Origin of the sequence: Thermopolyspora sp. NPDC052614 (assembly GCF_040678635.1) — a bacterium.
Taxonomy (GTDB): Bacteria; Actinomycetota; Actinomycetes; order Streptosporangiales; family Streptosporangiaceae; genus Thermopolyspora.
The window spans coordinates 397,538-421,771 of record NZ_JBFATZ010000004.1 but is presented as its reverse complement, the minus strand read 5'-3'; the positions used below and the strand labels follow the sequence as shown (position 1 = coordinate 421,771).

Sequence of the window (24,234 nt, the reverse complement as noted above, 5' to 3'; positions counted from 1 at the left end):
TCGTCCTTCTGTCGGGGAGAGTCGGCCGGGTCTGCCCGGTCCTGCCTGAATTGCGTCGCGTGCAGGAGCGCGGGCCGGTCAGGAGACAAACAGCCGCACCTCCCTGCGCAGGTGGCCTTCGGCCAGGAGATCGAGCGCCGGAGCGCCGCAGGACGGCAGCGCCGCCCAGTCGTACCGGATCGTGTGGTCGTGCGCCACGTCGTCGATGCGGGAGCCGGGCGAGGCATCCTCACGCGACGTGAAGTCGCGTGCATGGCCGTGATCCGAGGCCGTGCCGCCGGGGCGGTCGGTCGGTTCAGGCGATTCGCCGGTCTCCCTGGTGTCCCTCTGGCCTGCGACGCCGACGGAGATCGTGTCGTCGGCTGCCGGGGTGCGGCCGAGAGGCTCGGTGCATTGGGGCGGTACGCCCATCTCGCCCACCAGGGCGTCGTTCACCGCCGCGACGGCGGCCGTGGCCGTGCCGTCGAGTTCGGGGGAGAGGTCGGCGAGCAGCCGGTGCACGGTGACGGGATCGAGGCCGAGCAGGCGCACGGCCGCCGTCGCCGGTCCGGTGATCGCGTTGTAGGCCGCCGCCAGCGCCGCGTCCCTTGGCGGGCATCCGGCGGCGCAGGCGACCGCGCCGAGCGCGACGGGGTGGTGCGCCCCTTCCGGCAGCGCCAGGGCCAGTCCGTCCAGCACCGCCGACGGCCAGATTCGCCGCGCGCTGCGCACGAGCAGCCGGCCCTGGGTACGGCTCGCCGTGCGCATGGCGGGCGAGGGGGTCCGGGCGTCGGCCTCCGCGTCCAGTTCCCCCCACAGGCCGGCGGATTCCTCCGGTGACGCGTCTCCGGCCGGGGGCGTGTCACCGGGCGAGGCCGCCCTCGTGGTACCCGATTCGCGGGCCGGGGCGCGGCCCCGAGCCCTGGATTCGGCGTCGGATGCGCCATCCGCCGGAGAGGGCCGGAAGATCCCGTCTCGCACGGCCGATTCCCGCCGCGGCTTCACCTGGTCCCCAATGGTGGCGGCGAGGTGGCAGGCGGCGGCGGAGAGGGCGGCGGCGACGAGTCCCGTCGTGGCGAGCCGGCCTCGGAGGAACCGCGCCAGATCCTCCGGGCCGGCGATCGCCCCGACGTGAACCGCCTCCTCGGCTCCCCCGGAGTGGGCGTGCCCGCCCGCGGGTAGCCGGGAGTCGGCGATCAGGAGGAGGGCGGCGGACAGGCCGGTGGTGCCGAATCCGGTGGCGGCGTCCGCCGCGCCTCGTGTGCCGTGCATCAGAACAGGCCGTACATCAGAACAGGAAGTACCGCTGGGCCATGGGCAGCCGCTCGGCGGGCGCGGGCTCGATGAGCTCCCCGTTGATCCGGACGGCGAAGGTGTCCGGATCCACGTGGATCGCGGGCAGCGCGCCGTTGTGCGGCATCGACTCCTTTCCTCGGCCGCGCACGTCCGCGACGGCGACCAGCTTGCGTCGTACGGCCAGCCGCTCCGCGAGCCCGGCCTCGATCGCCTGCGGGGCGACGAAGTGCAGCGACGTGGCGGAGGCGGCGGCGGGCATCGCCCCGAACATGGGCCGGGGCATCACCGGCTGCGGCGTGGGGATGGAGGCGTTGGCGTCGCCCATCTGCGCGTAGGCGATCATGCCGCCCTTGAGCACCAGGTGCGGCTTGACGCCGAAGAAGGCGGGCTCCCACAGCACCAGGTCGGCGAGCTTGCCCGCCTCGACGGACCCGACGTGCGCGTCCACCCCATGGGCAATGGCCGGACAAATCGTATATTTCGCGACGTAGCGTTGGGCGCGGAGGTTGTCGGCCCGGCCCGAGCAGTTCGACCCGAGCACGCCCCTGCGGTGCTTCATCACGTGCGCCGTCTGCCACGTCCGGATGATCGTCTCGCCGATCCGCCCCATCGCCTGCGAGTCCGATCCGATCATCGAGATCGCCCCGAGGTCGTGCAGCACGTCCTCGGCCGCCATCGTCGTCGGCCGGATCCGCGACTCGGCGAACGCCAGGTCCTCGGGCACCGCCGGGTTGAGATGGTGGCACACCATCAGCATGTCCAGGTGCTCGTGCAGCGTGTTGACCGTGTACGGCCGGGTCGGGTTCGTCGAGGACGGCAGCACGTTCGCGTGCGAGGCCATCGTGATGATGTCGGGCGCGTGCCCGCCGCCCGCCCCCTCGGTGTGGTACGCGTGGATCACCCGGTCGCCGATCGCGCCCAGCGTCGACTCGACGAACCCGGCCTCGTTGAGCGTGTCGGTGTGGATCGCCACCTGCACCCCGGTCGCGTCCGCCACCCGCAGGCAGGCGTCGATCGCGGCGGGGGTCGTGCCCCAGTCCTCGTGCAGCTTGAAGCCGCTCGCGCCCATCCGGAGCTGTTCGAGCAGCCCCTCCTCGCTCACCGTGTTGCCCTTGCCGAGCAGCGCCACGTTGACCGGCATGCCGTCCATCGCCTCGAGCATGCGCGGCAGGTACCAGCCGCCGGTCACGGTCGTCGCCTTGGTGCCCTCGGCCGGGCCGGTGCCGCCGCCGATCAGCGTGGTGACGCCCGCGGAAAGGGCCTCGTCGACGATCTGCGGGCAGATCAGGTGCACGTGCGAGTCGATCGCCCCGGCGGTGACGATCTTCCCGTTCCCGGCGAGGATCTCGGTGGACGGGCCGATGACCAGGTCCGGGTGTACGCCGTCCATGGTGTCCGGGTTGCCGGCCTTGCCGATCGCGACGATGCGCCCGTCGCGTACCCCGATGTCGGCCTTGACCACGCCCCAGTGGTCGAGGATCACCGCGCCGGTGATCACCAGGTCGGGGGCGCCCTCCGCGCGGGTGGCGCGGGCCTGGCCCATCGACTCGCGGATCACCTTGCCGCCGCCGAAGACCGCCTCGTCGCCCGCTCCGGCGGGGCCCATGCTGAGGTCGTCGGTGATCTCGACGTACAGGTCGGTGTCGGCGAGCCGTACCCGGTCGCCGGTGGTGGGGCCGTAGAGCAGCGCGTACCGGGCGCGGTCGATGGTCGGCCCAGGCACGGGGGTCGGCCCTGGGACCGGCCCTGAGATCGGCCCAGAGGTCGGCTCAGACATCGGGGCTCCTGTCCAGCGGTCCGGCCCACTCGGGCCGCAGGCCCGGCACGACGCGGCGGCCGGTGATCGGAACGAGCGTCACGTCGCGTTCCACGCCCGGCTCGAACCGGATCGCGGTCCCGGCGGGCACGTCCAGCCGCATGCCCCAGGCGGCCTCGCGGTCGAACCGCAGCCCCGGATTCGCGGCGGCGAAGTGATAGTGCGAGCCGACCTGCACGGGCCGGTCGGCGGTGTTGACCACCCGCACGGTACGGCGTTCGCGCCCCGGGTTGAGCGGGATCGGGCCGTCCCCGAAGACGATTCCTCCCGGTGCCTCCGGTACCGGGAGCGCCCCGTCGGTGGCGCTCATTGGATCGGATTGTGGACGGTGACGAGCTTGGTCCCGTCGGGGAAGGTCGCTTCGATCTGCACCGATTCCAGCATCTCGGGCACCCCCTCCATGACGTCCTCACGGCGCAGCACCTTGCGTCCGGCCTCCATCAGATCGGCCACGCTCTGCCCGTCCCTGGCGCCCTCCAGAAGGAAGGACGCGATGATCGCGGTAGCCTCGGGATGGTTGAGGCGGAGCCCGCGGGCCTTGCGATCGCGCGCCACGCCCGCGGCGACGTGAATGAGCAGGCGTTCCCGCTCATGTGGAGTGAGCCGCATGGCGGGACCCTAGGTAACGGGCGTTTCCACGACGTTAATCCGCCATTTCGGCGATGTGTCGTATCCCGGGCCGGACCTATCGGCGAATAACCGTCACGGGTGAACCTCCCGCAAACAGCAATTAACGTACCGGAACTTGCTGGGAAATTTGCCCAAGTCACCTTGACGGTCAGGTAGTAGCGCGGGGGCGGAGCCGCAGGGAGGACAATTGCGGAATTCATCCTGGCCGGGCATATCGCGGATCGGCGCGCTGGTCGCCGCCTCGATCATCGGCCTCGCCGCCTGTGGGGGTGGAACGAGCCAGAGCACGAGCGGAGCGACCGGAGGTGCGGCGGGAGACACGATCAAGGTCGGCATTCTGCATTCGCTGAGCGGCACGATGGCGATCAGCGAAGTGACCGTGAAGGACGCCGAACTTCTCGCGATCGAGGAAATCAACGCCGCCGGCGGCGTGCTCGGCAAGAAGCTCGAACCGGTCGTCGAGGACGGCGCGTCCGACTGGCCGACGTTCGCCGAAAAGGCCACCAAACTCATCGCCCAGGACAAGGTCGCCACCGTCTTCGGCGGATGGACCTCGGCCAGCCGCAAGGCGATGCTGCCGGTCTTCGAGAAGCGCAAGGCGCTGCTGTGGTACCCCGTGCAGTACGAGGGCCTGGAGAGCTCGCCGTACATCTTCTACACCGGCGCCACCACCAACCAGCAGATCGTCCCGGCGCTCGACTATCTGAAAGAGGAGGGCAAGAAGAAGCTGTTCCTGGTCGGCAGCGACTACGTCTTCCCCCGCACCGCCAACAAGATCATCAAGGCGTACGCGGCGGCGAACGGCATGGAGATCCTCGGCGAGGAGTACACGCCGCTCGGCCACACCGAGTACAGCACGCTGGTGAACAAGGTGGTCGAGGCCAAGCCGGACGCGGTGTTCAACACCCTCAACGGCGACAGCAACGTGGCCTTCTTCAAGCAGTTCAAGAGCGCGGGCGTGACCGCCGAGAGCATGCCGGTCATGTCGGTCAGCGTCGCCGAGGAGGAGGTCAAGGGCATCGGCGTCGACAACATCGCCGGTCACCTGGTGGCCTGGAACTACTACCAGACCACCGACCTGCCGGCGAACAAGAAGTTCGTCGACGCCTTCAAGGCCAAGTACGGCGCCGACCGCGTCACCTCCGACCCGATGGAGGCCGGCTACAACGCGGTCTACCTGTGGGCCGAGGCGGTGAAGAAGGCCGGCACCACCGAGGTGGAGGCGGTCAAGAAGGCCGCGGGCGGCATCGCCCTGGAACGGCCCGAGGGCATGGTCACCATCGACGGCGAGAACCAGCACATGTTCAAGACCGCCAGGATCGGCGTGATCGAGCCGGACGGCCTCATCAAGGAGGTGTGGAACTCCGGTAAGCCGATCAAGCCGGACCCGTACCTGAAGACCTACACCTGGGCGGGCGGCCTGAGCTAGCCGCCCGGCACGAGCGGGTTCCGGGGCACGGCCGCGACCTGACCGGGGACAGGACCCCGGCGCGGCGACGCGGCGCGGCCGTGCTCCGGAACCGGACCTCCGGACCTCCGGACCTCCAGGACCAGGAAAGACAAGGGAGCCGGGTTGCAGGCGTTTGTCAACCAATTGCCCGTCGGGCTGTCGATCGCGGCCGTGCTGCTGCTCATAGCGCTCGGCCTGACGTTCACGTTCGGCCAGATGGGTGTGATCAACATGGCCCACGGCGAATTCATAATGGCCGGGGCCTACACGGCGTACCTGCTGCAGGATCTCGTCGGCAACCAGGCCGTCCCGGTCGCGTTGCCGATCGCCTTCCTCGTCGCGGGCGCCATGGGCTGGGTGCTTGAGCGCCTGGCCATCCGGCGCTTCTACGGCCGCCCGCTGGACACGCTGCTGCTCACCTGGGGCGTCAGCCTCGTGCTGCAGCAGCTCGCCCGCGACCTGTTCGGCGCCCCCAACGTCCAGGTGGTCGCGCCGGGCTGGCTGACGGGCGGCCTCCCGCTGTTCGGCACCCAGATCCCGTACGCCCGACTGTTCATCCTCGCCCTCGCCGCCGGGTGCGTGGTCGCGATCTGGGCCTATCTCACCAGGTCGTCCCAGGGCCGCCGGATGCAGGCGGTGATGCAGAACCGGCAGCTCGCCTCCACCAGCGGCATCAACACCGGCCGGGTGGACCAGCTCACCTTCTTCATCGGCTCGGGCCTGGCCGGCATCGCCGGCGTCGCGCTCACGCTGATCGGGCCCGTCGGCCCGTCGCTCGGCACCTACTACATCGTGGACGCGTTCCTGGTGGTCGTGTGCGGGGGCCTCGGCCAGCTCCGCGGGGCCGTGCTCGCGGCGCTCGGGCTCGGGCTGCTCAACTCCTACGCCGAGTTCTGGACGAACGCCAGCCTGGCGAAGGTCATCGTCTTCGCCGCGATCATCGCGTTCCTCCAGCTCCGCCCGCAGGGGCTGTTCGTACTGCGATCGAGGGCGCTGACATGACCATCACCGAGAAGACCGCACCCGAGCAAGCCGTCCCCGCCGCGGCCACCCCGCGCGAGCGGATCGCCCACGCGGTCCGCTCGGGCCCGGCCCTGTTCGTCGCGGTCGCCGTGCTCGCCCTCGTCGTCGCGCCGCTGGCGCTGGAGCCGTTCCGGCTGGGGCTGCTCGCCAAGTACCTGTGCTTCGCGATCGTCGCCCTCGGCATCGGCCTCGCCTGGGGCCGGGGCGGCATGCTCACCCTCGGGCAGGGGGTGTTCTTCGGCATCGGCGGCTACGCGATGGGCATGTACCTCAAGCTCAACGACGCCGGCGGCGACCTGCCCGACTTCATGGTGTGGAGCGGCGTGGAGACGCTGCCCGCGCTGTGGGAGCCGTTCCGCAGCCCGGCGTTCGCGATCGCCGCGGCCGTGCTCGCCCCGATCGCGGTCGCCGCCGTGCTGGGCACGCTCGTGTTCCGCCAGCGGGTACGCGGCGCGTACTTCGCCATCCTCACCCAGGCCCTCGCCGCCGCCCTGGTGATCCTGCTCGTCGGCCAGCAGGGCCTGACCGGCGGCACCAACGGCCTGACCAACTTCTTCGAGCTGTTCGGCCAGGACCTCGCGGCCGAACAGACCCAGCAGGGCCTCTACTTCGTCGTGGCGATCATCCTCGGGCTGCTGTTCCTGTTCGCCTGGCACCTCAACCGCAGCCGCTTCGGCAAGCTGCTGGTCGCGGTCCGCGACGGGGAGGACCGGGTACGGTTCCTCGGCTACAACCCGGCCACGGTCAAGACCATCACCTTCGCCATATCGGCGGGCATGGCGGGCATCGCCGGGGCCCTGTTCGTGCCGGTCGTCGGCATCATCTCGCCCGCGCTGCTCGGCGTGGTGCCCTCGCTGGAGCTCGTGGTCGCCGTCGCGGTCGGCGGCCGGTACGTGCTCGGCGGGGCGGTGCTCGGCGCGGTGATCATGAACTATGCCAAGACCGCCTTCAGCGAGGAGTTCGCCGGCGGCTGGCTCTACCTGCAGGGCGCGCTGTTCATCCTGGTCATGACGCTCGCCCCCGGCGGCATCGCCGGGCTGATCGCCTCGGCCCGGGAGGCCCTGGCGCGGCGGCGCGGCCGTACGACTCCGGAATGGACGGCCCCGGAGGCGAAGGAGGCGACATGACCCCGACCGACGACAACCACGCCAACGGCGTGCCAGGCGACAACCACGCCAACGGCGTCCCCGGCGAAAGCCCGCTGCTGGAGATCAAGGACCTGTCGGTGGTCTTCGACGGCTTCCGCGCCCTCGACGGGGTGAACCTCACCGTGCGGAAGGGCGAGCTGCGCTTCCTGATCGGCCCGAACGGCGCCGGCAAGACCACCCTCGTCGATGTGACCACCGGCCTCACCAAGCCCGCCACCGGCTCGGTCCGCTTCGCCGGCGCCGAGCTGGTCGGCCGCAAGGAGCACCAGATCGTCCGCATGGGCGTGGGCCGTACCTTCCAGACGTCGGTGGTGTTCGAGGCGCTCACCGTCGTGGAGAACCTCGACCTGGCCGCGTCGTTCCGGAAACCCCTGTGGTCGCTGGGACGCCGCAGACGCGGTGTTTCGGACGCGGTCGCCCGGGCATTGGAGACCACAGGTCTGACCGATCTCGCCGGCAGCGCCGCCGGTGTGCTCTCTCACGGCCAGCGTCAATGGCTGGAGATCGGCATGTTGATCGCACAGGAACCGCGGCTGCTGCTGCTCGACGAGCCGGTGGCCGGCATGTCGAAGGAGGAGCGTGCCCGCACCGGAGAGCTGCTCACCCAGATCGCCGAGGAGCACACGGTGATCGTGATCGAGCACGACATGGATTTCCTGCGCCGTTACGCCTCGGTCGTCACGGTGTTGCACGAGGGCAAAGTGCTCATGGAAGGCTCGGTGGACCAGGTGCGCACGGACCCGAAGGTACGTGAGGTCTATCTCGGCCGGGCCGCCCAGCCGGTCCACGGGGAGGTGGGGTAGGTGCTGTCGGTCCGAGGTCTCGACGCCGGGTACGGCAGGGCGCGCGTGCTGTTCGGCGTGTCCCTGGACGTCGAGCCGGGTCAGCTCATGTGCGTCATGGGCCGCAACGGCGTCGGCAAGACCACGCTGCTGAACACGATCATGGGGGTGCTGCCCGCGTCCGCCGGCACCGTCACCTTCGAGGGCCGCGACGTCACCCACCTCAAACCCCACGAGCGCGTACGGCTCGGCATGGGCTACGTCCCCCAGGGCCACGAGACCTTCCCGCAGCTCAGCGTCCTCGGCAACCTGCTGGTGACCCTGGAGGCCTCGCCACACAAGGACAACGGCGCGATCGAAGAGGCCCTGGAGATCTTCCCCCGCCTCAAGCCGATCCTCAAGCGCCGCGCAGGCTTCCTCTCCGGCGGCCAGCAACAGCAACTCGCCATGGCCCGCGCCCTGGTCACCCGGCCGAAGCTGCTCATCCTCGACGAGCCCACCGAGGGCATCCAGCCGTCGATTATCCTGGAAATCGAGGAAGCGATCGAACGCCTGCACGCCTCTGGCCTCGCGGTCCTGCTCGTCGAGCAGTACCTGGATCTGGCCCTGCGCATGGCCGACCGCTTCCTCATCCTCGACGCGGGCCACGTCGTCCACTCCGGCGCGGCCGACGAACTGCGCGGCGAGGAGGTGCACCGCCTCCTCGCGGTCTGACCCGCCAAACCCGCGCCCGCGCCAACGCATCCGTACCGCCTGGTTCGGGACTGTCGATGAGTTCGCAGGGTGGCGTCGTCGGCGACCGGACGATCAACCATGCCCTGACCTTCTCTTATGCCTATTAGTAGCGTTTCCATTACCAAGAGTGTCATTGCGCGTTACGATTGGTAGCCAGATCAATCACGCGATCTCACACTCAGGTGCGTGGTCCTGCGTGTGATTCGTGTGGAAGCGCGTGGAGACGAGAGAAGGCGACGATGGCCAACCCCGTGGAGATCGACCCGGAGCAGTCCCCCAGACACCGCTTCGCCTTCGAGATGCGAAAGCATCGCCTGCGGGAGGGATGGACGCAGAAGCACCTCGCGAAGCTGCTTCTGGTGGCGACCAGCACGGTGGGCAACATCGAAACGACCTACCGCGCACCCGATCAGCGGTTCGCCGCCGAACTTGATCGTGTGTTCGGCCTGCAGGGAGAGTTCCAGCAGCTCTATCGGAACATCCGCTTCGAGACCGCCCCGCCGCACGTCCGGGACTATCGGGCCGCCGAGGAGAAGGCGGACGAGTTGCACATCTGGAGCCCCATGCTGATCCCCGGCATGTTCCAGACCGAGGCGTACGCACGCAAGATTTTCGAGGACGCGCCGGGCATCACCCCTGATGAGGTCGACGCGAGAGTGCATCGCCGGATGCAGCGTCAGACGCTCGTCACCCGCGACCGGGGCCCGCTGGTCCTGGGCCTGATCGACGAGGGTGCGCTGCACCGGTGGTATGGCGGTGCCGCCTTGATGCGCGAGCAGTTCGACCGGCTTCTGGAAATCGCCGTGAGGCCCGGGGTGACCATTCAGATCGTGCCCTACGCCTCGCAGAGCGCAGCCGGTCTCATGGGTGCTTTCGAGATCGCCATCATCAACGGCAGCGCGTATGCTGCGTATCTGGACTCCACCCCTGATGGGCGCACCGCCGGAGACCGCAGTATCCTCGCCCGCGTCCTCAGCCGCTGGAACCGTCTCCGCGCGGCGGCGCTACCTGAGCGCCCATCGCTCGAATTGATCAAGGAGATGGGTAACCGATGGACCTGACCAACGCGGACTGGCGCAAGTCCACCCGGTCCGGCGACAACGAGGGAACCTGCGTGGAGGTCGCCACCAATCTGCCTGGCGTTGTCGCCGTGCGCGACAGCAAGGACCCCGGTGGCCCGGCGCTTATTTTCCAGCCCGGCGAGTGGGCGGCCTTCCTCGCTGATCTAAAGAATGGGGAGCTCAATCCCTGACCGGCCATCAGCCCCGAGAGCCCTCGGCGTCGGTCGAGGGCTCTACTGTCGGCACCAGCTTCGAGGAGATGGCTCGCGGGCTCTGTTGGCCGGACGGTACCTGGACTGGTCGTGGTCCAAGCCGAAACATGAATGAGTTGACCCCGCGCTGGAAAAGCTTTTGTAGGAACCCGGGCCGAAGCCGCGCCGTTGCTCTGGTTGACGGAGCATGGGCGGTACGGCCCGCTGAGGATTTGTCGCGCCTGTCGGTACGTCCTCGGGGAGGGCTCGGTGTATGGGCGGATTCGCGTGGGCGCGGGGCGTCGTCGGCTCTTTTCGTCACGACGCTACGAGGGACGAGGGACTTGTGCCGCGGAGAAGACGGTGCGTGCCACGACGGGCGGTCTATTCGCGGTGGGACCGACTCGTCTGTTTCGGGGCTTTGGGTCGGCGGTGTGTGGCAGTGACGCGGTGAACGCGGTGTGGCTGCCCACGCGCTTTGGCTGGGCGGTGCGCGGCCTCCGTCTGGACGGCACCGCACATGCACGTCCATGGTGCCGATTGGCGGTGCGCGGCCGTCAAAAGGCAGGGGCGATGTATCCGCCTCCGCGCCCGGAGACGGGCGATGTGCGATCGGTGAAGGCGGAGTGATGGGCGGCCGGGTCGATTGGCTGATGTTCGGCCGGGGGCAGGGGGCGGGGTTTGGGCTGCGCCGGTCCTCGTTTGAGGACGCGGGGGAGCGGGCGCGCTGGGAGGGGCGGCTGGTGAGCCTCGCCGAGCCGCGTGCGGGTGTGGGCACCGAGGGCGGGGGGAGCGTGTGCCGCCTGGTGTGGGGGGACAAGGTGATCGTGTTGCACCGGTCGCCTGTGCCTGATTCCGGTTCGGCGGCGCCGCTCGCGACCTATGCCTACATCGGGGAGGGGGCGCGGTTCGAGCCAAGGGAGGTGCTGGTCACGGCCGGTCTCTGGCAGGGGCTCGTCCCCGCGCCGGGCGGCCGGGACGGCCCGATCGACGCCGACCGCCTGCCGCCGCTCACGCCGCGCATGCTGGACGAGGTCATGGCGCGGGCTCGGAGGCCCCCGCACGATGCGCTGCGTCGTCTGACGGCGGAGGTTCTACGCGATCCCGGACGCGGCTTCTCGTGCCGTCTTTCGCCGGGCGCCCCGCCCAAGGCGCTCATGTGGGGCCTGATGGACCTGCTCGGTGATGTTGTCGGTGATGGGAGCGGACGTTATTGGACGTTCTCCACGGCGGAGGCCGATGACGTGCGTTCCCGCCTTCCCAGGTTCGTATTCCTCGACGAGTGGCGGCACAGCCGCCTTCAGCCCAGTCACTTCCGCCTCGACCTGACCGGCCCACCCCCGCCCGGGGACGACCCCTGCCTCCGTGCCGCGGACGTTCTCCTCGACGCCTACCTGCGCGGATCCGCCGAGAGCGTCGGTTTGCTGCTGCGCCGTACGGGGGCGGCCCGGGGCAGGCTCGGCGAGCCCAAACGCATCGCACGCCTCCTCGCCTTCGCCGAGGGCATGGGCGTCCCCGTGGCCGGCGATGTTCCCGGCGTCAGCGAGGAGGGCGAGCCCACCGTGGAACGCCGCCTGCCCGACGTCTCCGCCCTCCGCCGTACCGACCCCCACCCCTCGGATACCGGCCCCCCGTCCCCGTCCGCCCCCCGGCCTCGAGAGCCTTACCCCTTCGAGCGTCCCGCCTCCCGCACCCGTCGGCCTTACGAGGCGTCGTCCCAGCCGTTCCCGGCGGTCCCGCCTCAGGCCGATCCCGGCAGTCAGGGGCATGCCCCGGAAGGGGCGGGTCCGGGGGAGCAGGGGCGGACGGCGTTGTTCCGGGCGGTTGGTCCTCGTGTTGCGCCTGGGCCGGGTGGGGATGTGCCGGTAGAGCCGGAGGTGGGTGAGGAGGGCGATCAGGAGCGGCGCCCCGGAGAGCAGGGGTGGAGCGGGCCGGAGCCGAGCGGGGTTCGAGTACGGGAGGCCGGGCCGGGAGAGTCCTCGCCTGGTGAGGTGAGGCCTGAAGACGTGCGGGTGGCCGCGCATGGCACGCTGGTCCCCCCACCAAGATCAGGGAGCGCGGGCGATGGCCCTTCCTCGGCGGAGGAGTCGCCTGTCGTGGCCGGTGCTCCGGTGGCGTATTCGGCTCCGGAGGCCGCTCCGGCCGGAGAGCCGGCGGTTGTCGGTGGAACGGAGCGAGAGGATCATCCGGCGGATGATGTCTCCGCCGTCGGCTCAGGCGTGGCCGAGTCTGAGGCCGACACCGACACCGACACCGGGACCGACACCGGGACCGACACCGAGACCGGGACCGGGACCGACACCGCGGCCGAGGCCGCGCCGTCCGCGTCCGGCGCGGTGTCCCTGGTGGACGTGGGCGAGACGATCGGTATGGAGGAGGCGGAGGCCGAGACGGCGCCGCTGACGCGATCGGCGAGTGCGGGTACGGTCCATCGGCGGGTGTCCGAGCCGATGCCGCAGTTGGTGGAGCGGCTAGGGGCCGCGGGCACGGCGGCGGAGATGGAAGGCATCGTCGACGACATCGCGGCGGCGGCCGAGCAGGGTGGTAAGGCGAGCCGGGCGGAGCTCAGGGCATTGTTTGTGGCCGGGGGATTCTTCCGGGAGCGGCTGGCGGCGATGCTTTCCGAGCAGGAGGCAGAGCGGGTGCTGCGGGGGCTTACCGCGCACGCGTTCACCGACGACGACCCCGCCGTGCTGCTGCAGGCCGTGAAGCTGGCCGCCGAGCCCGGCACGCCCGAGGCGATACGGGAGGCGCTGCTGGAGGTGGTGGTCGTCAACGGCGGGGCCCGGGTGTGGCTGGACAACTATCGGCCGGCCGCGCCCGCGACGGGACCTGTCACCGCGCCCGTGCCGAAACCGGCCGTCGCTCCGCCGCGACCTCGCCGTACGCTGGCCGTCGCCCTGAAGGAGCCTAGCCAAGGCGGCGGGCGGTTCAGCGAGTTCGCGCTCCTGGCCGGCGTCGTGGTCGTTCTCCTTCTCCTGGGCAGCGCGGTGATCTTCCTCGCCGGGTCCCTCTGACGTCCGGTGCGATGCCCGGAGCTAGCCGGTGAGGGGCGGCACGGCGTTCCTGGCGCGGTCGAGGGCGAGGTCGGGCCACCACTGGCCCGCCTCGGGGGTGACGATGCCGTAGACAGGATCCGCGGGGCCTGCCGTGCCCCGGAGGCAGCGCATGGAGGAGTAGCCGGGGCTGTTGAGCCAGAGCAGGGCGTCGGCCAGGGGGTGGCCGGTGGCGGTGGTGGGGCGGGCGCCCGCGCCGCGGCCGGGCGGGTTGCACCACTCCTGCGGGTCGGGGAAGCGGCCGGGCGGGGGACGCCACTCGCCCTTGCCGTTCCGGCTGGTGTCGATGACGAAGCGGGGGAGGGCCGGGGTGTCGTCGGGGACGGCGTCCAACGCGTCCGCTGAGCAGGCCGCTTCCGGTGAGGAGAGGCGCAGGTGGACGCACTTGGACAGGCGTACCCCCCACGCGATCGACTCCGGGGTCGGGCGGTAGCCGGTCAGGTTGAGGTAGAAGCCGTCGGCGCGGGCGATTCCGGCCTCGGCCAGGCGTTGCGCGGACGCTTCCAGGGACGGCCAGTCGGACAGGCCGCCGTCCAGGTACACGGCCGTGCGCGCCAGGCCGCCCAGCTTCGTCACGGCGTACGTCAGGTCGTCCAGGCGCTGCCGCAGGGCCTGCTCGCCGCCGCGCGGGCATTCGGGGGTGCCCGGGGCCCGCGACAGCCCGGCCGGTTCGAGGGCGACCACCGCCCGGCCGTCGCCGATGCCTCCGGCGACGCCGTCGATCCACGCCCGGTACGCCGCGCCGCTCTCCGCGCCGCCGTTCCAGCAGTCGCGCATCGGCACGAAATCGGTCACGAACACCGGGACGCGGCCCTGCCGCCCCGCCTCGGCCAACGTGTCGCGCACGATGCGGCCGACCTCGTCCGGTGTGCCCTTGCCGAGCCACGTGGCCTGGGGAACCTCGGCGAGCGCGCGCATCAGCGCGGCGTCCCCGGCCCTGCCCTCGGCCTCCCAGATCCGGGCCTGCCGCGCCGCGTCGGTGTCGGCACGCGCGTGCAGCGCCACCGCCCCGCCCCGCAGCGGGTTCTCGCCCGTCGCCACCGGCGGGGGCGGGTCCACAGCCGAGCCGTCATCGCCCTGTACGGCCGCCAGCGCTCCCGCGGCGACCAGCCCGAGCGCCGCCGCGCCCGCCCACACCGCCACCCGCCGCAGCGGCAGGCGGACGCGGGCGCGCCGCGCCGGCGGCGGTGGCAGGGGGTCGGTCAGGTTACGGGTGTGCCCGTTGGCCAGGGCGTCCACGAGCTCCCCGGCCGTCGGCCGTTTCGCGGGATCCTTGGCCAGCGCCCGCGCCACCAGCTCGCCCAGCACCCCGCCGATCGGCGGCAGCTCCGGCTCGTCGTGCACGACCCGGTACAGCACGTCCTGCCCGGATCCGGTGCCGAACGGCGGCGAGGCGGTGGCGGCGAACGTCACCACACCGCCCCAGGAGAAGATGTCCGACGCGGCGGTCACCTTTCCCCGGCGCGCCTGCTCCGGCGACATGTACGCGGGCGTGCCGAGCACGGCGATCGACTGCGTCGCGGCGTCGGCGAGCTGCGCCAGCCCGAAGTCGATCACCTTCGGGCCGACCGGCGACAGCAGTACGTTCGACGGCTTCAAGTCCCGGTGCACCACGTCGGCGGCGTGGATGGCCTGCAGCGCCATCGCCATGCTCACCGCGAGCCCCTCCAGAGCCGAGCCGCTCAGCGGGCCGCGCGTGCGCACCGCCTCCAGCAGGGTGGGGCCGGGCACGTACTCGGTGACGAGATAGGCCGTGTGGCCCTCCACCTCCGCGTCGAGCACCGCCGCCGTGGAGAATCGGGCGACCCGTCGCGCCGCGTCCACCTCCCGCCGGAACCGCCGCCGGAAGGCGACATCGGCGGCCAGATGCCGGTGGATGAGCTTGATGGCGACCCGCTCGCCGAGCGGAGTCTCGGCCAGATAGACGACCCCCATGCCGCCCTCGCCCAGGCGACGGAGTATGCGGTACCGGGCGACCTGTGTCGGGTCGCCGTCCAAGAGGACACCGTCCATCGAGACAGGATCGTAATCCGCCCCGCCGTGCCCGGCCACCGAAACGACCGTATCGACGACGTCGAAGCGCCGCACCGGACGTGCCGCGCGACGTCGGTCCGACGGCCATGCTCAGCCCGGCGCTCCCGGTCCACGCCGTCGCCGGGCGAGGTGCCATGCGAACGATCACGCTAAACGGCTGCTCTTGGGCGAGGGGAGGTCCCTTGCGGCGTACATCCGGGCCCTGGCGTTAGCCCGCCATCTGGCGGGCGGTGCCGCGGTGTCATGCGAGCGGCCGCGCCGAGGGCCTTTCCTGGGCGAGGGGAGGTCCCCTGCGGCGTATGTCCGGGTTACTGACGGTAGCCCTCCACCTCGCGGGCGGGCCGTACCGAGGCGCCGTCGGGGTCCTGGCCGGCGTCGCGGCGGGCGCGGCGCTGGCGCAGTAGGTCCCAGCACTGGTCGAGAGCGGTCTCCAGCTCGCGGATGCGGGCGTTTTCCTCGTTGGAGGTCACTTCGCCGCTTCTGAGCCGTTCGCGTAGCCGGTGCTCCTCGTCGATGAGGTCGTGGATGCGCGAGAGGATATCGCCGTCGTTCATCAGGTGGTCTCCTCGAAGTAGGTCCCCCTTGACATTAGCGCCGCGCGGAATCTGCTACGGTTCTACGTATGCTGCGCGGGCTGCTCCTTAGCCGCCGCGGCGAGGGCCTGTAGATCAAGGTCGGCTCCCTCGTCGCGGTGCGAGCCTTGCGCGTCGGCCGCCCCGTCCGGTGGCGACTCCTCTGATTCCGTGAGTGTCTTTGTACGCGTGCCGCCGCCGGTCCCGATCCGTTGACCAGATCGACACCGACAAGGAAGAGCAATCGTGTATCCGCAGCAGCAGACCAGTGGCATGCCGTTCCACCGCTATCAGCCGTTCACCCCGGTCAAGCTGACCGACCGCACCTGGCCGGACAAGGTCATCGACCGGGCCCCGCAGTGGTGCGCGGTGGACCTGCGGGACGGCAACCAGGCGCTGATCGACCCCATGGACTCGGCCCGCAAGCTGAAAATGTTCGAGCTGCTGGTACGCATGGGATACAAGGAGATCGAGGTAGGGTTCCCGGCCGCCTCGCAGACCGACTACGACTTCGTGCGGCGCATCATCGAGGAGGACCGCATCCCCGACGACGTGGTCGTGCAGGTGCTGACCCAGGCCCGGCCGGAGCTGATCGAGCGCACCTTCGAGTCGCTGCGCGGCGCCAAGCAGGCGATCGTGCACCTGTACAACTCGACCTCCACGTTGCAGCGCCGCGTCGTGTTCGGGCAGGACAAGGACGGCATCACCGCCATCGCGGTCGAGGGCGCCAAGCTGTGCAAGAAGCTCGCCGAGGACATGGGCGACACCCAGATCTTCTTCCAGTACTCGCCGGAGTCGTTCACCGGCACCGAGCTGGAGTACGCGGTCGAGGTGTGCGACGCCGTCACCGAGATCTGGCAGCCCACCCCCGAGAAGAAGGTCATCATCAACCTGCCGGCGACGGTCGAGATGGCCACCCCCAACGTGTACGCCGACCAGATCGAGTGGATGCACCGCCACCTGGCCCGCCGCGACTCGATCGTGCTGTCGCTGCACCCGCACAACGACCGCGGCTCCGCCGTCGCCGCCGCCGAGCTGGGCTACATGGCGGGGGCCGACCGCATCGAGGGCTGCCTGTTCGGCAACGGCGAGCGCACCGGGAACGTCTGCCTGGTCACGCTGGGCATGAACCTGTTCTCGCAGGGCATCGACCCGATGATCGACTTCTCGGACATCGACGAGATCCGCCGGGTCGTGGAGTACTGCAACCAGTTGCCGGTGCACCCCCGCCACCCGTACGGCGGCGAGCTGGTCTACACCGCGTTCTCCGGCTCCCACCAGGACGCCATCAAGAAGGGCTTCGAGCACCTGGAGCGGGACGCCGCCGAGGCGGGCGTGCCGGTGGACGACTTCCGGTGGGCGGTGCCGTACCTGCCGATCGACCCCAAGGACGTGGGCCGCACCTACGAGGCGGTCATCCGGGTCAACAGCCAGTCGGGCAAGGGCGGCGTCGCCTACATCATGAAGGCCGAGCACGGGCTGGACCTGCCCCGCCGCCTGCAGATCGAGTTCTCCCAGGTGATCCAGGCCCGCACCGACGCCGAAGGCGGCGAGGTCACCCCGGCCGAGATGTGGAGCATCTTCACCGACGAGTACCTGCCGAACCCGGCCGCGCCGTGGGGCCGCTTCGGCCTGCTCGCCCACCGCACCGACTCCACCGGCGACGACCGGGACCGCATCGGCGCCGACGTCCGCGTGGACGGCGAGATCCGCGAGATCACGGGCGTCGGCAACGGACCGATCTCGGCTTTCGTCGACGCGCTGCGCGGCGTCGGCGTCGAGGTCCGCGTGCTCGACTACACCGAGCACGCGCTCAGCGCGGGCACCGACGCACGCGCCGCCGCCTACATCGAGTGCCAGGTGGGCGACCGCGTCCTGTGGGGCGTCGGCATCGACTCCAACACCGTCACCGCCTCCCTCAAGGCGGTGCTGTCGGCCGTCAACCGGGCGTCCCGCTGACCAGCTGAGCTGCTGACCCGAGCCGGTCGGCGCGCGATCCGGCGGGTGTCGCCGGGTGCGGACCACGGCGGACGGCGGGTCCGGCCGATCTCAGGTACGGCACGAACATCGCCATATCCGGGCTCTGCGGGCGCCGGGCACGGCGGCGAAACGAGTGAGACGCTCCTCCTTCCGGCCGCCGTGCCCGGCGCCTTTTGGCGTGTGCTGCCGTGATCGCACGTGTCTGCGGCGTCGACGAGGACACGCCCCGATCGGACCCTGCCGCCCGCGCACCCCTCGCTCTCGCGCGCCGCCGTGGTCGTGGTGGCCGCCGGGCGGGACCCGAAGTGTCCGGCCGCCGCCGCGGCGAGACGACGCCGGTGCCCTTTCCCCGGCCCACGTGCTAATTCAAAAATTTGGAACGTTCGCCGCCCGCGCGTTCACCATCGAAAACGCTGCGGGTCGGCTATGAAATTTAATGAAACGCATTGCGGCCGATCAATCCCTGTGTTTAGCTCATCGAGATCGAGCCGAAGGTCGTCTCGGCTCTGGGACGAAAGCGGCACCCGCTTTGGGTGTCACGAAAGGGAGTCCGATGAAATCTTCAGCGTTGAAGGCCGCCCTCGCCGGCGCCGCCGCACTGGCCATCGCCGTGAGCATCAACGCCCCCGCGTTCGCCATCAACAAAACGTCGAAGAACTGTATCTACCGCAACCCCGATCAGCTTCTGTACATCGAGAACTACCAGGGCACGAACCAGCACTGCTTCGCCAACGCGGGCTTCCTGAACGGCCTGGCCATCTACGGCGTGAACTACATCGACCCCGGCAGGAACCGGGTGAGCATCTGGTACTACGAAACCGTCAACAGCCCGAGCCAAAGCAGGATGATTCTCGAGCCCGGCCGTCCGTACGACCCTTATCCGAAACCTCCGATTCACGCGATCACGGCGATAGAGATTTTCTAAATGATTTCTCGGTGATCTGACTCACGCCGGGGATTTCCGCCCCGCTCGCAGAGGCAGGCCGATCATGCGGGCCACGCATAGCGCGCCGTGATCGAAGGCGGCCGCGCAGCCGACGACCACGTTGCGATACATGCCGAACGGCTCGAAGTCGATCGCCCCGTAAACCCGGGTCCACGCGATGCCCGAGCCCTCGGCGAGGACGCGGTCCCCGATCGGAACGCGCTGCCGCCTGAGCACTTTCCTCCTCGCGCCGTAGCGGTTACGGCGGTCGTCAAAGGTGGGGCCCGCAGGCGCACGGCCGCCCGCCTTGACCAACCTCACACTCCCTGTGCGCGTTTCCCGCGCCGACCCGGCCGCACAGCTCCCGCGGGCTGGGGCGGCGCAGGGTGTGAAGCCTCGTCCTGCGGGGAACGCCTGCCGGACGGCTCGGGCCGACCATCGGGGGACAGGTTGGCGCCGGCCCTTCGTGCTCGAAACGCCGGGATCTACATTGTGAGTACGACCGCCTCGTCAGCAGTGGATCGATTTCCGTTCTCGTCGTCGGCGGGACGCGTCGGCTACCGATTGTGGGCGGACGTACACCCCTGGCGAGGCGGAGGTCGTGCGGATGGACCGGGAATGGGTACCGGAGCCGATGGTCGGCGAGGCGGTGATCTGCGTGGCCGCGCCGTCGATGGCGCTGTCGTGCGCCACGGGACAGATCGGCGAGGCGGCGCTGGACGGCTTCTACCACTCCGACCGCCGCCTGGTGGGCCGGTTGCGGGTGACGGTGGACGGGCGCGAGCCCGAGCCGCTGCGGCACCGGCTGCTCGGCGCGGCCGGCGCGGAGTTCCTGGGCGTGCATCGGACGCCGTTCGACCAGGTCACCGGCCCGGTTGTCACGATCAGGCGGATTCGCGACGCGAACGCCCTGTCCGAAACGATTATCCTGCGCAATCTGGGCAGGCAGCGGCTGTCCTGCCGGGTGCGCGTGGAGGCGGGCAGCGATCTGGCGGAACTGTCGCGCATCCGGTCGGGCCGGCCGCCGGCCCCCTTGCCCGCGGCGCCGGTCCCGGATGGGATGCGCTGGGACGACGACGGCGGGACCGCGACCATCACCGCGGTGCCAGGGCCGGACGAGGTGGACGCCGAGGCGCAGACGCTGAGCTGGTCGGTCACCGTGGAGCGGGGGCAGGAGTGGACGCTCGCGCTGAGCATCGATCACACGCCGTCCGGCGTCGCCGGACCGGGCTCCTTCGCCCGAGCCGACGGCGAGGTGCTGGGCTCGCCGGTGGTCCGCTCCCGCGACTCGCGGCTCGTCGGATGGTGGGAGCGGAGCCTGGCCGACCTGCGTGAACTGATGCTGGCCGACGCCGCGCACCCCGAGGAGGTGTTCGCGGCGGCGGGCGCGCCCTGGTATCTCACCCTGTTCGGCCGCGACGCGATCTGGACGGCCCGCATGCTCCTGCCCCTGGGCACCCGTCTCGCCGAGGGCACGCTGCGAGCGCTCGCCCGCCGCCAGGGCGAACGCTACGACCCCGTCGCCGAGGAGGCGCCCGGCAAGATCGTGCACGAGGTCCGCAGGACCGCGACCACGCCCTACGAGGGCCTGGCGCTGCCCCCGCTGTACTACGGCACGATCGACGCCACCCCGCTGTTCGTCAGCCTGCTCGCCGAGGCGTGGCGGTGGGGCCTGCCCGCCGAGCGGGTCGCCGGGCTGCTGCCCGCCGCCGAGCGGGCGCTCACCTGGCTGCGGACCGACGCCGACCCCGACGGCGACGGATTCTGCGAGTACATCAACGGCGGCGCCACCGGCCTCGCCAATCAGGGCTGGAAGGACTCGCCCGACGCCATCCAGTTCGCGGACGGCGCCTTCGCCAAACCGCCCATCGCACTCGCCGAGGTGCAGGGATACGCCTACCGGGCGGCCGTCGACGGCGCGGATCTGCTCGCGGCCTTCGGCCGGCCGGGCGCGGACGCCTGGCGGGAGTGGGCGGCGCGGCTGCGCGAGCGGTTCCGTGAACGGTTCTGGGTCCGGCACGAGGCGCGGCCGTACATAGCGATCGCCCTCGACGCGAGCAAGCGGCCGGTGGACGGCGTGGCGTCCAACATGGGCCACCTGCTCGGCCTCGGCCTGCTCGATCCGGGCGAGGAGGCGCTGGTCGCGGACCGGCTGGCCGGCTCCGACATGGACTCGGGGTGCGGCCTGCGCACCCTGTCCGGCACGCACCCCGGCTTCAATCCGATCAGCTACCACTGCGGCTCGGTGTGGGCGCACGACACCGCGATCGCGGTGTCCGGGCTCGCCGCCTCCGGTCACGGCGGGACGGCGGCGGCGCTGTTCGCGGGCGTGTCGCGGGCCGCGGCCGGGTTCGGTCACCGCCTGCCCGAACTGTGGTCCGGCGAAGGGTGCGCCGAGGGCGAGGAGCCGTTGCCGTATCCCGGCGCGTGCCGCCCGCAGGCGTGGGCGGCCGCCGCCGTGGTGCACATGCTGATCGCGCTCGCGGGGATCCGGCCCGACGTGCCGAACCGCCGGATCGAGATCCGCCCGGTGCGTCCCTGGCCGCTCGGCGCGATCGACATCGTCGGCCTCACCGTCGCGGGTGAGCCGCTGTCGGTGCGGATCGCCGCCGATGGCAGCCCCAGCGTCCTGACGGGGCCGGGGGACCTGCGCTTCGTGCTGTCCTGATCCGAGGCGCGATCCGAGGTCAGGGGTCGCATCCCGCCGCGCGGGCGCGGATCTCCAGGTGGCGTCTGACATAGGCCTCCGAGCGGGCCTGATCGCCCGCGGCCGCGACCATGGGGGCGAGGCACTCCAGCGCGTCGGCGACGCAGGGATGCTCGGGGCCGTACGCCTTCTCGAAGATCATGAGGGCGTCCTCCAGGGTACGACGGGCCTCGACGGCCTCGCCCAGGAGATAGCGCACCGGCCCGAGCACCATCAGCGCCTCGGCGCGGTAGGGATGCTCGTGGCCGTAGATGCGGGTGTAGATGGCGAGCGCGTGATCGAGGACGGCCCGGGCGGGCTCGAGTTCGCCCTGGTCCCGCAGCGCCGCGCCCAGGCACACCAGGCACAGGGCCACGTCGGGATGCTCGCCGAGGCGGTCCGCACGCCTGTCGGCCAGGCGCTCCAGGTTTTCGCGCGCCCCGGCGGCGTCCCCGAGGCGGCGGCGCACGTCCCACAGCCGCACGAGCACGGTCATGGTCTCCAGGTGCTCGTCCCCGAACTCCCGCGTCATGATCGCGGCGGCGCTCTCCAGATGGCGCTCGGCGTCGAGCAGCCGGCCCAGGTCGCGGCAGACGACCCCCAGATGTTTCCGGCACGTCGCCACCTCCGGATGATCGGGGCCGTACGCGGCGGTGAGCGTGCGCAGCGATCGCTCGTGCGCGCGCAGGGAGCCCTCCAGATCACCCAGGCGCCACAGGATGATGCCGAGCAGGTCGGCGTACTCCGCCGCCTTGGGGTCGTCGTGCCCGTGGGCGTCCTCCCGCAGCCGCAGCGCCCGCTCGGTGACCTCCCGCGCGCCCGGCAGGTCCGACTGCTCGCGCAGCACCCGGCCGAGGTGCACCAGATCCTCCGCCACCAGGTCGCCGTCCGCACAGTGGTGCGGGCGACGGTCGTCGAGCGCCGCCTGCCGGATGGCGAGCGCGCGCTCGACGTGACGCCGGGCGGCGTCCAGCTCGGCGCGGTGGAAGCACAGCCGGGCCAGTTCCGAAAGCGTCTCGGCCACCTCCGGGTGCTCGGGGCCGAACGCGTTCTCCCGCAGGGCGAGCGCGCGCTCGAACAGCTCCCGCGCCTGGTCATAGTCGGCACGCCAGTGCAGGTAGTGGGCGGCCAGGTGGAGCAGCCGCCCGCAGGCCGCCCGGGCCACGCCGTACCGCTCGGCGTGTCCGCACACGACGAGCACGTGCGGAAGCAGCCGGGCGCAGAGCGGCCAGGTGCGCGGCCGGGTGACGACGGTGGGGAACTCCGCCTCCAGCAGCGCCAGGGCGTGCTCGGCCCAACGGGCCGCCTCCGCCTCGGTCAGGTTCTCGCGCAGGGTGAGCTGTACCAGGCGGTGGACGTCGAGCCGGTCGGCGCCGGCCGACAGCAGCGAGTACCCGGCCAGTTCCATGATCATGCGATCGTAGGCGACCCGGTCGGCGACCAGCCCGCGCAGCGGGGCGGGCAGCGTGGCGGCGCGTCTGTGGATCATCCCGCGGGGGATGTCGTCGGGGGCGAGACAGGCGATGAGCGACAGCAGGTCACGGGAGCCGGGGGCGCGCTCCTCGGCCTTGCCGACGGACATCTCCCAGGTGGTGGCGATGGTCTCGCCGTAGTCCCAGGGGCGGCCGATGCCGCTGATCTCGCTCCAGCGGTCGAGGAGCAGTTCGTGGTAGTCGGCGAGGGAGGTGCCGGTGCGGTTGACGTAGGCGGCGGCCTGGGCGAGGGCGAGCGGCAGGTTGCCCAGTTCCCGCGCGAGGTCGGCCGCGGCGTCGCGGTCCGGGCTCGGCGCGCGCCTGCACAGGAACTCCACCGCCTCCGCCCGGCTGAGCACGCCGATCCGCACGCTGTCCGCGACGAGATCGTTCCAGTCGCCGCCGCGCGAGGTGACGAGCACGTGACCGTTGCCGGGCGGCCAGTACGCGGCCAGGACGCCGACGTCCTCGGCGTTGTCGAAGATCAGTAGCCAGCGGCGGCGGCCGCGCAGGGTGCTCTGGAGCGCGGCGAGCAGATCCGCCTGATTGGCGATCTCGGAGAGGCCGAGTGCGCGGGCCAGGCCGAGCAGGGCCTCGATGATCGAGGCCGGCTGCTCGGCGTGGATCCACCAGACGATGTCGTAGGAGTCCTGGAAGCGATGCGCGTACTCCAGCGCCACCTGGGTCTTGCCGACGCCGCCGAGGCCGCACACGGCCTGGGAGCGGCGTTCGCCGGAGTTCATCCGGCGGCGCAGATCCTCCAGCATTTCCGCCCGGCCGACGAAATTGGGATTACGCGGCGGCAAATTGGTGATCGTGGTGTCCATAATCGCCGGGGCGGGCCGGCCGATTTCCGTCCGGCGGGGCCCGGTTTGCGCGCCGACGATCGCGGAGCCCAGGGTCATGGAGAGAAAGGTGAACGCCGCCGTGCCGATGACCGCGATGACGGTCCACGCCAGCCGGGCGCCGTTCAGAGGCCCGTCCACCTGTGCCAGGACCGAGGCGTACGCTCCGAACCCGGCGATGATCGCGGCGATCGACGCCCACGCTGTCTCCGGCCGGGTCGGCTTGCGGCGGCCCCCGTCGGAGCGCCTTGCCACCGCCATCACCTCAAGGCGTTTTCCCCATTTGACAGATTGACTGTAATTTACGTCACTTCGTCATGGTGTGGTGGTATTTGGGGAAACTCCGTCGCTACATCTTGCTTGCCGTTCCCGAGATTTCCCTCATGGAGGGGTCCTCCTCGCGTGTCCTGTGGGTGGCTCGGCCGCGCAGGATGCCGGCGCTCGTGAGTTCTACGACACCCTGCTCGGCCTCACCCGCTGGGCGAGTGGCACCGTGGTCGATCGCCGCCGCGCGCGAGGCGTACGACCGGGGGCGAGGCGTACGACCGGAGGC

The 24,234-nt window shown here is 71.0% G+C and carries 19 protein-coding genes; 11 read left to right on the top strand and 8 right to left on the bottom strand.

From position 1 onward, the window contains the following. Window positions 1–78: 78 nt before the first annotated feature. The 4 genes from AB0K60_RS11500 to AB0K60_RS11485 are packed head-to-tail and all read right to left on the bottom strand — an operon-like array spanning window position 79 to window position 3,700. Window positions 79–1,251: an urease accessory UreF family protein gene (locus tag AB0K60_RS11500; protein ID WP_364051696.1), complete on the bottom strand. Its 1,173-nt coding sequence runs from the start codon at window positions 1,249–1,251 to the stop codon at window positions 79–81. Window positions 1,252–1,267: 16 nt separating this feature from the next. Beyond that, a complete protein-coding gene (locus tag AB0K60_RS11495; RefSeq protein WP_364051693.1) occupies window positions 1,268–3,052 on the bottom strand; it encodes an urease subunit alpha in 1,785 nt (594 codons plus the stop codon). Beyond that, entirely contained in the window at window positions 3,045–3,401 is a 357-nt protein-coding gene (locus AB0K60_RS11490) for an urease subunit beta (RefSeq protein WP_364051690.1), read from the bottom strand. The genes AB0K60_RS11495 and AB0K60_RS11490 overlap by 8 nt, the downstream gene beginning before the upstream one ends. Next, the gene (locus tag AB0K60_RS11485) at window positions 3,398–3,700 is read right to left on the bottom strand and encodes an urease subunit gamma (protein WP_364051687.1); all 303 of its coding nucleotides are present in this window, start codon (window positions 3,698–3,700) and stop codon (window positions 3,398–3,400) included. Before AB0K60_RS11485 ends, AB0K60_RS11490 begins: the two co-directional genes overlap by 4 nt. A gap of 208 nt (window positions 3,701–3,908) precedes the next feature. Between AB0K60_RS11485 and urtA the strand changes: the two genes are divergently transcribed. The 8 genes from urtA (at window position 3,909) to AB0K60_RS11445 (ending at window position 13,128) form a co-directional block, all read left to right on the top strand. Further along, window positions 3,909–5,150 carry an urea ABC transporter substrate-binding protein gene (gene urtA / locus AB0K60_RS11480; RefSeq protein ID WP_364051684.1) on the top strand — a complete coding sequence of 414 codons (1,242 nt, stop codon included), beginning with the start codon at window positions 3,909–3,911 and terminating at the stop codon, window positions 5,148–5,150. 144 nt (window positions 5,151–5,294) lie between these two features. Further along, on the top strand, window positions 5,295–6,173 hold the full coding sequence (gene urtB / locus AB0K60_RS11475) for an urea ABC transporter permease subunit UrtB (RefSeq protein WP_364051681.1): 879 nt from the start codon (window positions 5,295–5,297) through the stop codon (window positions 6,171–6,173). Beyond that, window positions 6,170–7,321 carry an urea ABC transporter permease subunit UrtC gene (gene urtC / locus AB0K60_RS11470; protein WP_364051678.1) on the top strand — a complete coding sequence of 384 codons (1,152 nt, stop codon included), beginning with the start codon at window positions 6,170–6,172 and terminating at the stop codon, window positions 7,319–7,321. The genes urtB and urtC overlap by 4 nt, the downstream gene beginning before the upstream one ends. Then, on the top strand, window positions 7,318–8,145 hold the full coding sequence (urtD, locus tag AB0K60_RS11465) for an urea ABC transporter ATP-binding protein UrtD (RefSeq protein WP_364051675.1): 828 nt from the start codon (window positions 7,318–7,320) through the stop codon (window positions 8,143–8,145). Before urtC ends, urtD begins: the two co-directional genes overlap by 4 nt. Continuing rightward, window positions 8,146–8,838, top strand: a complete 693-nt coding sequence (gene urtE / locus AB0K60_RS11460; protein WP_364051672.1) for an urea ABC transporter ATP-binding subunit UrtE — start codon at window positions 8,146–8,148, stop codon at window positions 8,836–8,838. A gap of 260 nt (window positions 8,839–9,098) precedes the next feature. Continuing rightward, window positions 9,099–9,920 (top strand): helix-turn-helix transcriptional regulator, encoded by an 822-nt coding sequence (locus AB0K60_RS11455; RefSeq protein ID WP_364051669.1) that lies wholly within the window; start codon window positions 9,099–9,101, stop codon window positions 9,918–9,920. Beyond that, window positions 9,911–10,111: a DUF397 domain-containing protein gene (locus AB0K60_RS11450; protein WP_364051666.1), complete on the top strand. Its 201-nt coding sequence runs from the start codon at window positions 9,911–9,913 to the stop codon at window positions 10,109–10,111. The genes AB0K60_RS11455 and AB0K60_RS11450 overlap by 10 nt, the downstream gene beginning before the upstream one ends. A gap of 629 nt (window positions 10,112–10,740) precedes the next feature. Beyond that, window positions 10,741–13,128 (top strand): hypothetical protein, encoded by a 2,388-nt coding sequence (locus tag AB0K60_RS11445; RefSeq protein ID WP_364051663.1) that lies wholly within the window; start codon window positions 10,741–10,743, stop codon window positions 13,126–13,128. A gap of 21 nt (window positions 13,129–13,149) precedes the next feature. On the opposite strand, the gene AB0K60_RS11440 is transcribed toward AB0K60_RS11445, so the two are convergent. After that, the gene (locus tag AB0K60_RS11440; protein WP_364051660.1) at window positions 13,150–15,180 is read right to left on the bottom strand and encodes a glycoside hydrolase family 6 protein; all 2,031 of its coding nucleotides are present in this window, start codon (window positions 15,178–15,180) and stop codon (window positions 13,150–13,152) included. Window positions 15,181–15,509: 329 nt separating this feature from the next. Continuing rightward, window positions 15,510–15,755, bottom strand: coding sequence for a DUF2630 family protein (locus tag AB0K60_RS11435; RefSeq protein ID WP_364051657.1), 246 nt, complete (start codon window positions 15,753–15,755; stop codon window positions 15,510–15,512). Window positions 15,756–16,019: 264 nt separating this feature from the next. Between AB0K60_RS11435 and leuA the strand changes: the two genes are divergently transcribed. Beyond that, a complete protein-coding gene (gene leuA / locus AB0K60_RS11430) occupies window positions 16,020–17,732 on the top strand; it encodes a 2-isopropylmalate synthase (protein WP_364051654.1) in 1,713 nt (570 codons plus the stop codon). Window positions 17,733–18,306: 574 nt separating this feature from the next. Continuing rightward, window positions 18,307–18,678 carry a hypothetical protein gene (locus AB0K60_RS11425; RefSeq protein ID WP_364051651.1) on the top strand — a complete coding sequence of 124 codons (372 nt, stop codon included), beginning with the start codon at window positions 18,307–18,309 and terminating at the stop codon, window positions 18,676–18,678. Window positions 18,679–18,699: 21 nt separating this feature from the next. Here AB0K60_RS11425 and AB0K60_RS11420 read toward each other — a convergent pair whose 3' ends face one another. Next, a complete protein-coding gene (locus tag AB0K60_RS11420) occupies window positions 18,700–18,915 on the bottom strand; it encodes a hypothetical protein (protein ID WP_364051648.1) in 216 nt (71 codons plus the stop codon). 370 nt (window positions 18,916–19,285) lie between these two features. Between AB0K60_RS11420 and AB0K60_RS11415 the strand changes: the two genes are divergently transcribed. Next, window positions 19,286–21,346 (top strand): glycogen debranching N-terminal domain-containing protein, encoded by a 2,061-nt coding sequence (locus AB0K60_RS11415; protein ID WP_364051645.1) that lies wholly within the window; start codon window positions 19,286–19,288, stop codon window positions 21,344–21,346. A gap of 19 nt (window positions 21,347–21,365) precedes the next feature. Here AB0K60_RS11415 and fxsT read toward each other — a convergent pair whose 3' ends face one another. Further along, the gene (fxsT, locus tag AB0K60_RS11410) at window positions 21,366–23,936 is read right to left on the bottom strand and encodes an FxSxx-COOH system tetratricopeptide repeat protein (protein ID WP_364051642.1); all 2,571 of its coding nucleotides are present in this window, start codon (window positions 23,934–23,936) and stop codon (window positions 21,366–21,368) included. Window positions 23,937–24,234 lie beyond the last annotated feature (298 nt).

Coding starts and splice junctions, on each gene's coding strand:
- AB0K60_RS11500 (WP_364051696.1), bottom strand. CDS start 1,251: ATGCACGGCACACGAGGCGCGGCGGACGCCGCCACCGGATTCGGCACC.
- AB0K60_RS11495 (WP_364051693.1), bottom strand. CDS start 3,052: ATGTCTGAGCCGACCTCTGGGCCGATCTCAGGGCCGGTCCCAGGGCCG.
- AB0K60_RS11490 (WP_364051690.1), bottom strand. CDS start 3,401: ATGAGCGCCACCGACGGGGCGCTCCCGGTACCGGAGGCACCGGGAGGA.
- AB0K60_RS11485 (WP_364051687.1), bottom strand. CDS start 3,700: ATGCGGCTCACTCCACATGAGCGGGAACGCCTGCTCATTCACGTCGCC.
- urtC (WP_364051678.1), top strand. CDS start 6,170: ATGACCATCACCGAGAAGACCGCACCCGAGCAAGCCGTCCCCGCCGCG.
- urtD (WP_364051675.1), top strand. CDS start 7,318: ATGACCCCGACCGACGACAACCACGCCAACGGCGTGCCAGGCGACAAC.
- AB0K60_RS11455 (WP_364051669.1), top strand. CDS start 9,099: ATGGCCAACCCCGTGGAGATCGACCCGGAGCAGTCCCCCAGACACCGC.
- AB0K60_RS11450 (WP_364051666.1), top strand. CDS start 9,911: ATGGACCTGACCAACGCGGACTGGCGCAAGTCCACCCGGTCCGGCGAC.
- AB0K60_RS11445 (WP_364051663.1), top strand. CDS start 10,741: ATGGGCGGCCGGGTCGATTGGCTGATGTTCGGCCGGGGGCAGGGGGCG.
- AB0K60_RS11440 (WP_364051660.1), bottom strand. CDS start 15,180: ATGGACGGTGTCCTCTTGGACGGCGACCCGACACAGGTCGCCCGGTAC.
- AB0K60_RS11435 (WP_364051657.1), bottom strand. CDS start 15,755: ATGAACGACGGCGATATCCTCTCGCGCATCCACGACCTCATCGACGAG.
- AB0K60_RS11425 (WP_364051651.1), top strand. CDS start 18,307: ATGAAATCTTCAGCGTTGAAGGCCGCCCTCGCCGGCGCCGCCGCACTG.
- AB0K60_RS11415 (WP_364051645.1), top strand. CDS start 19,286: ATGGACCGGGAATGGGTACCGGAGCCGATGGTCGGCGAGGCGGTGATC.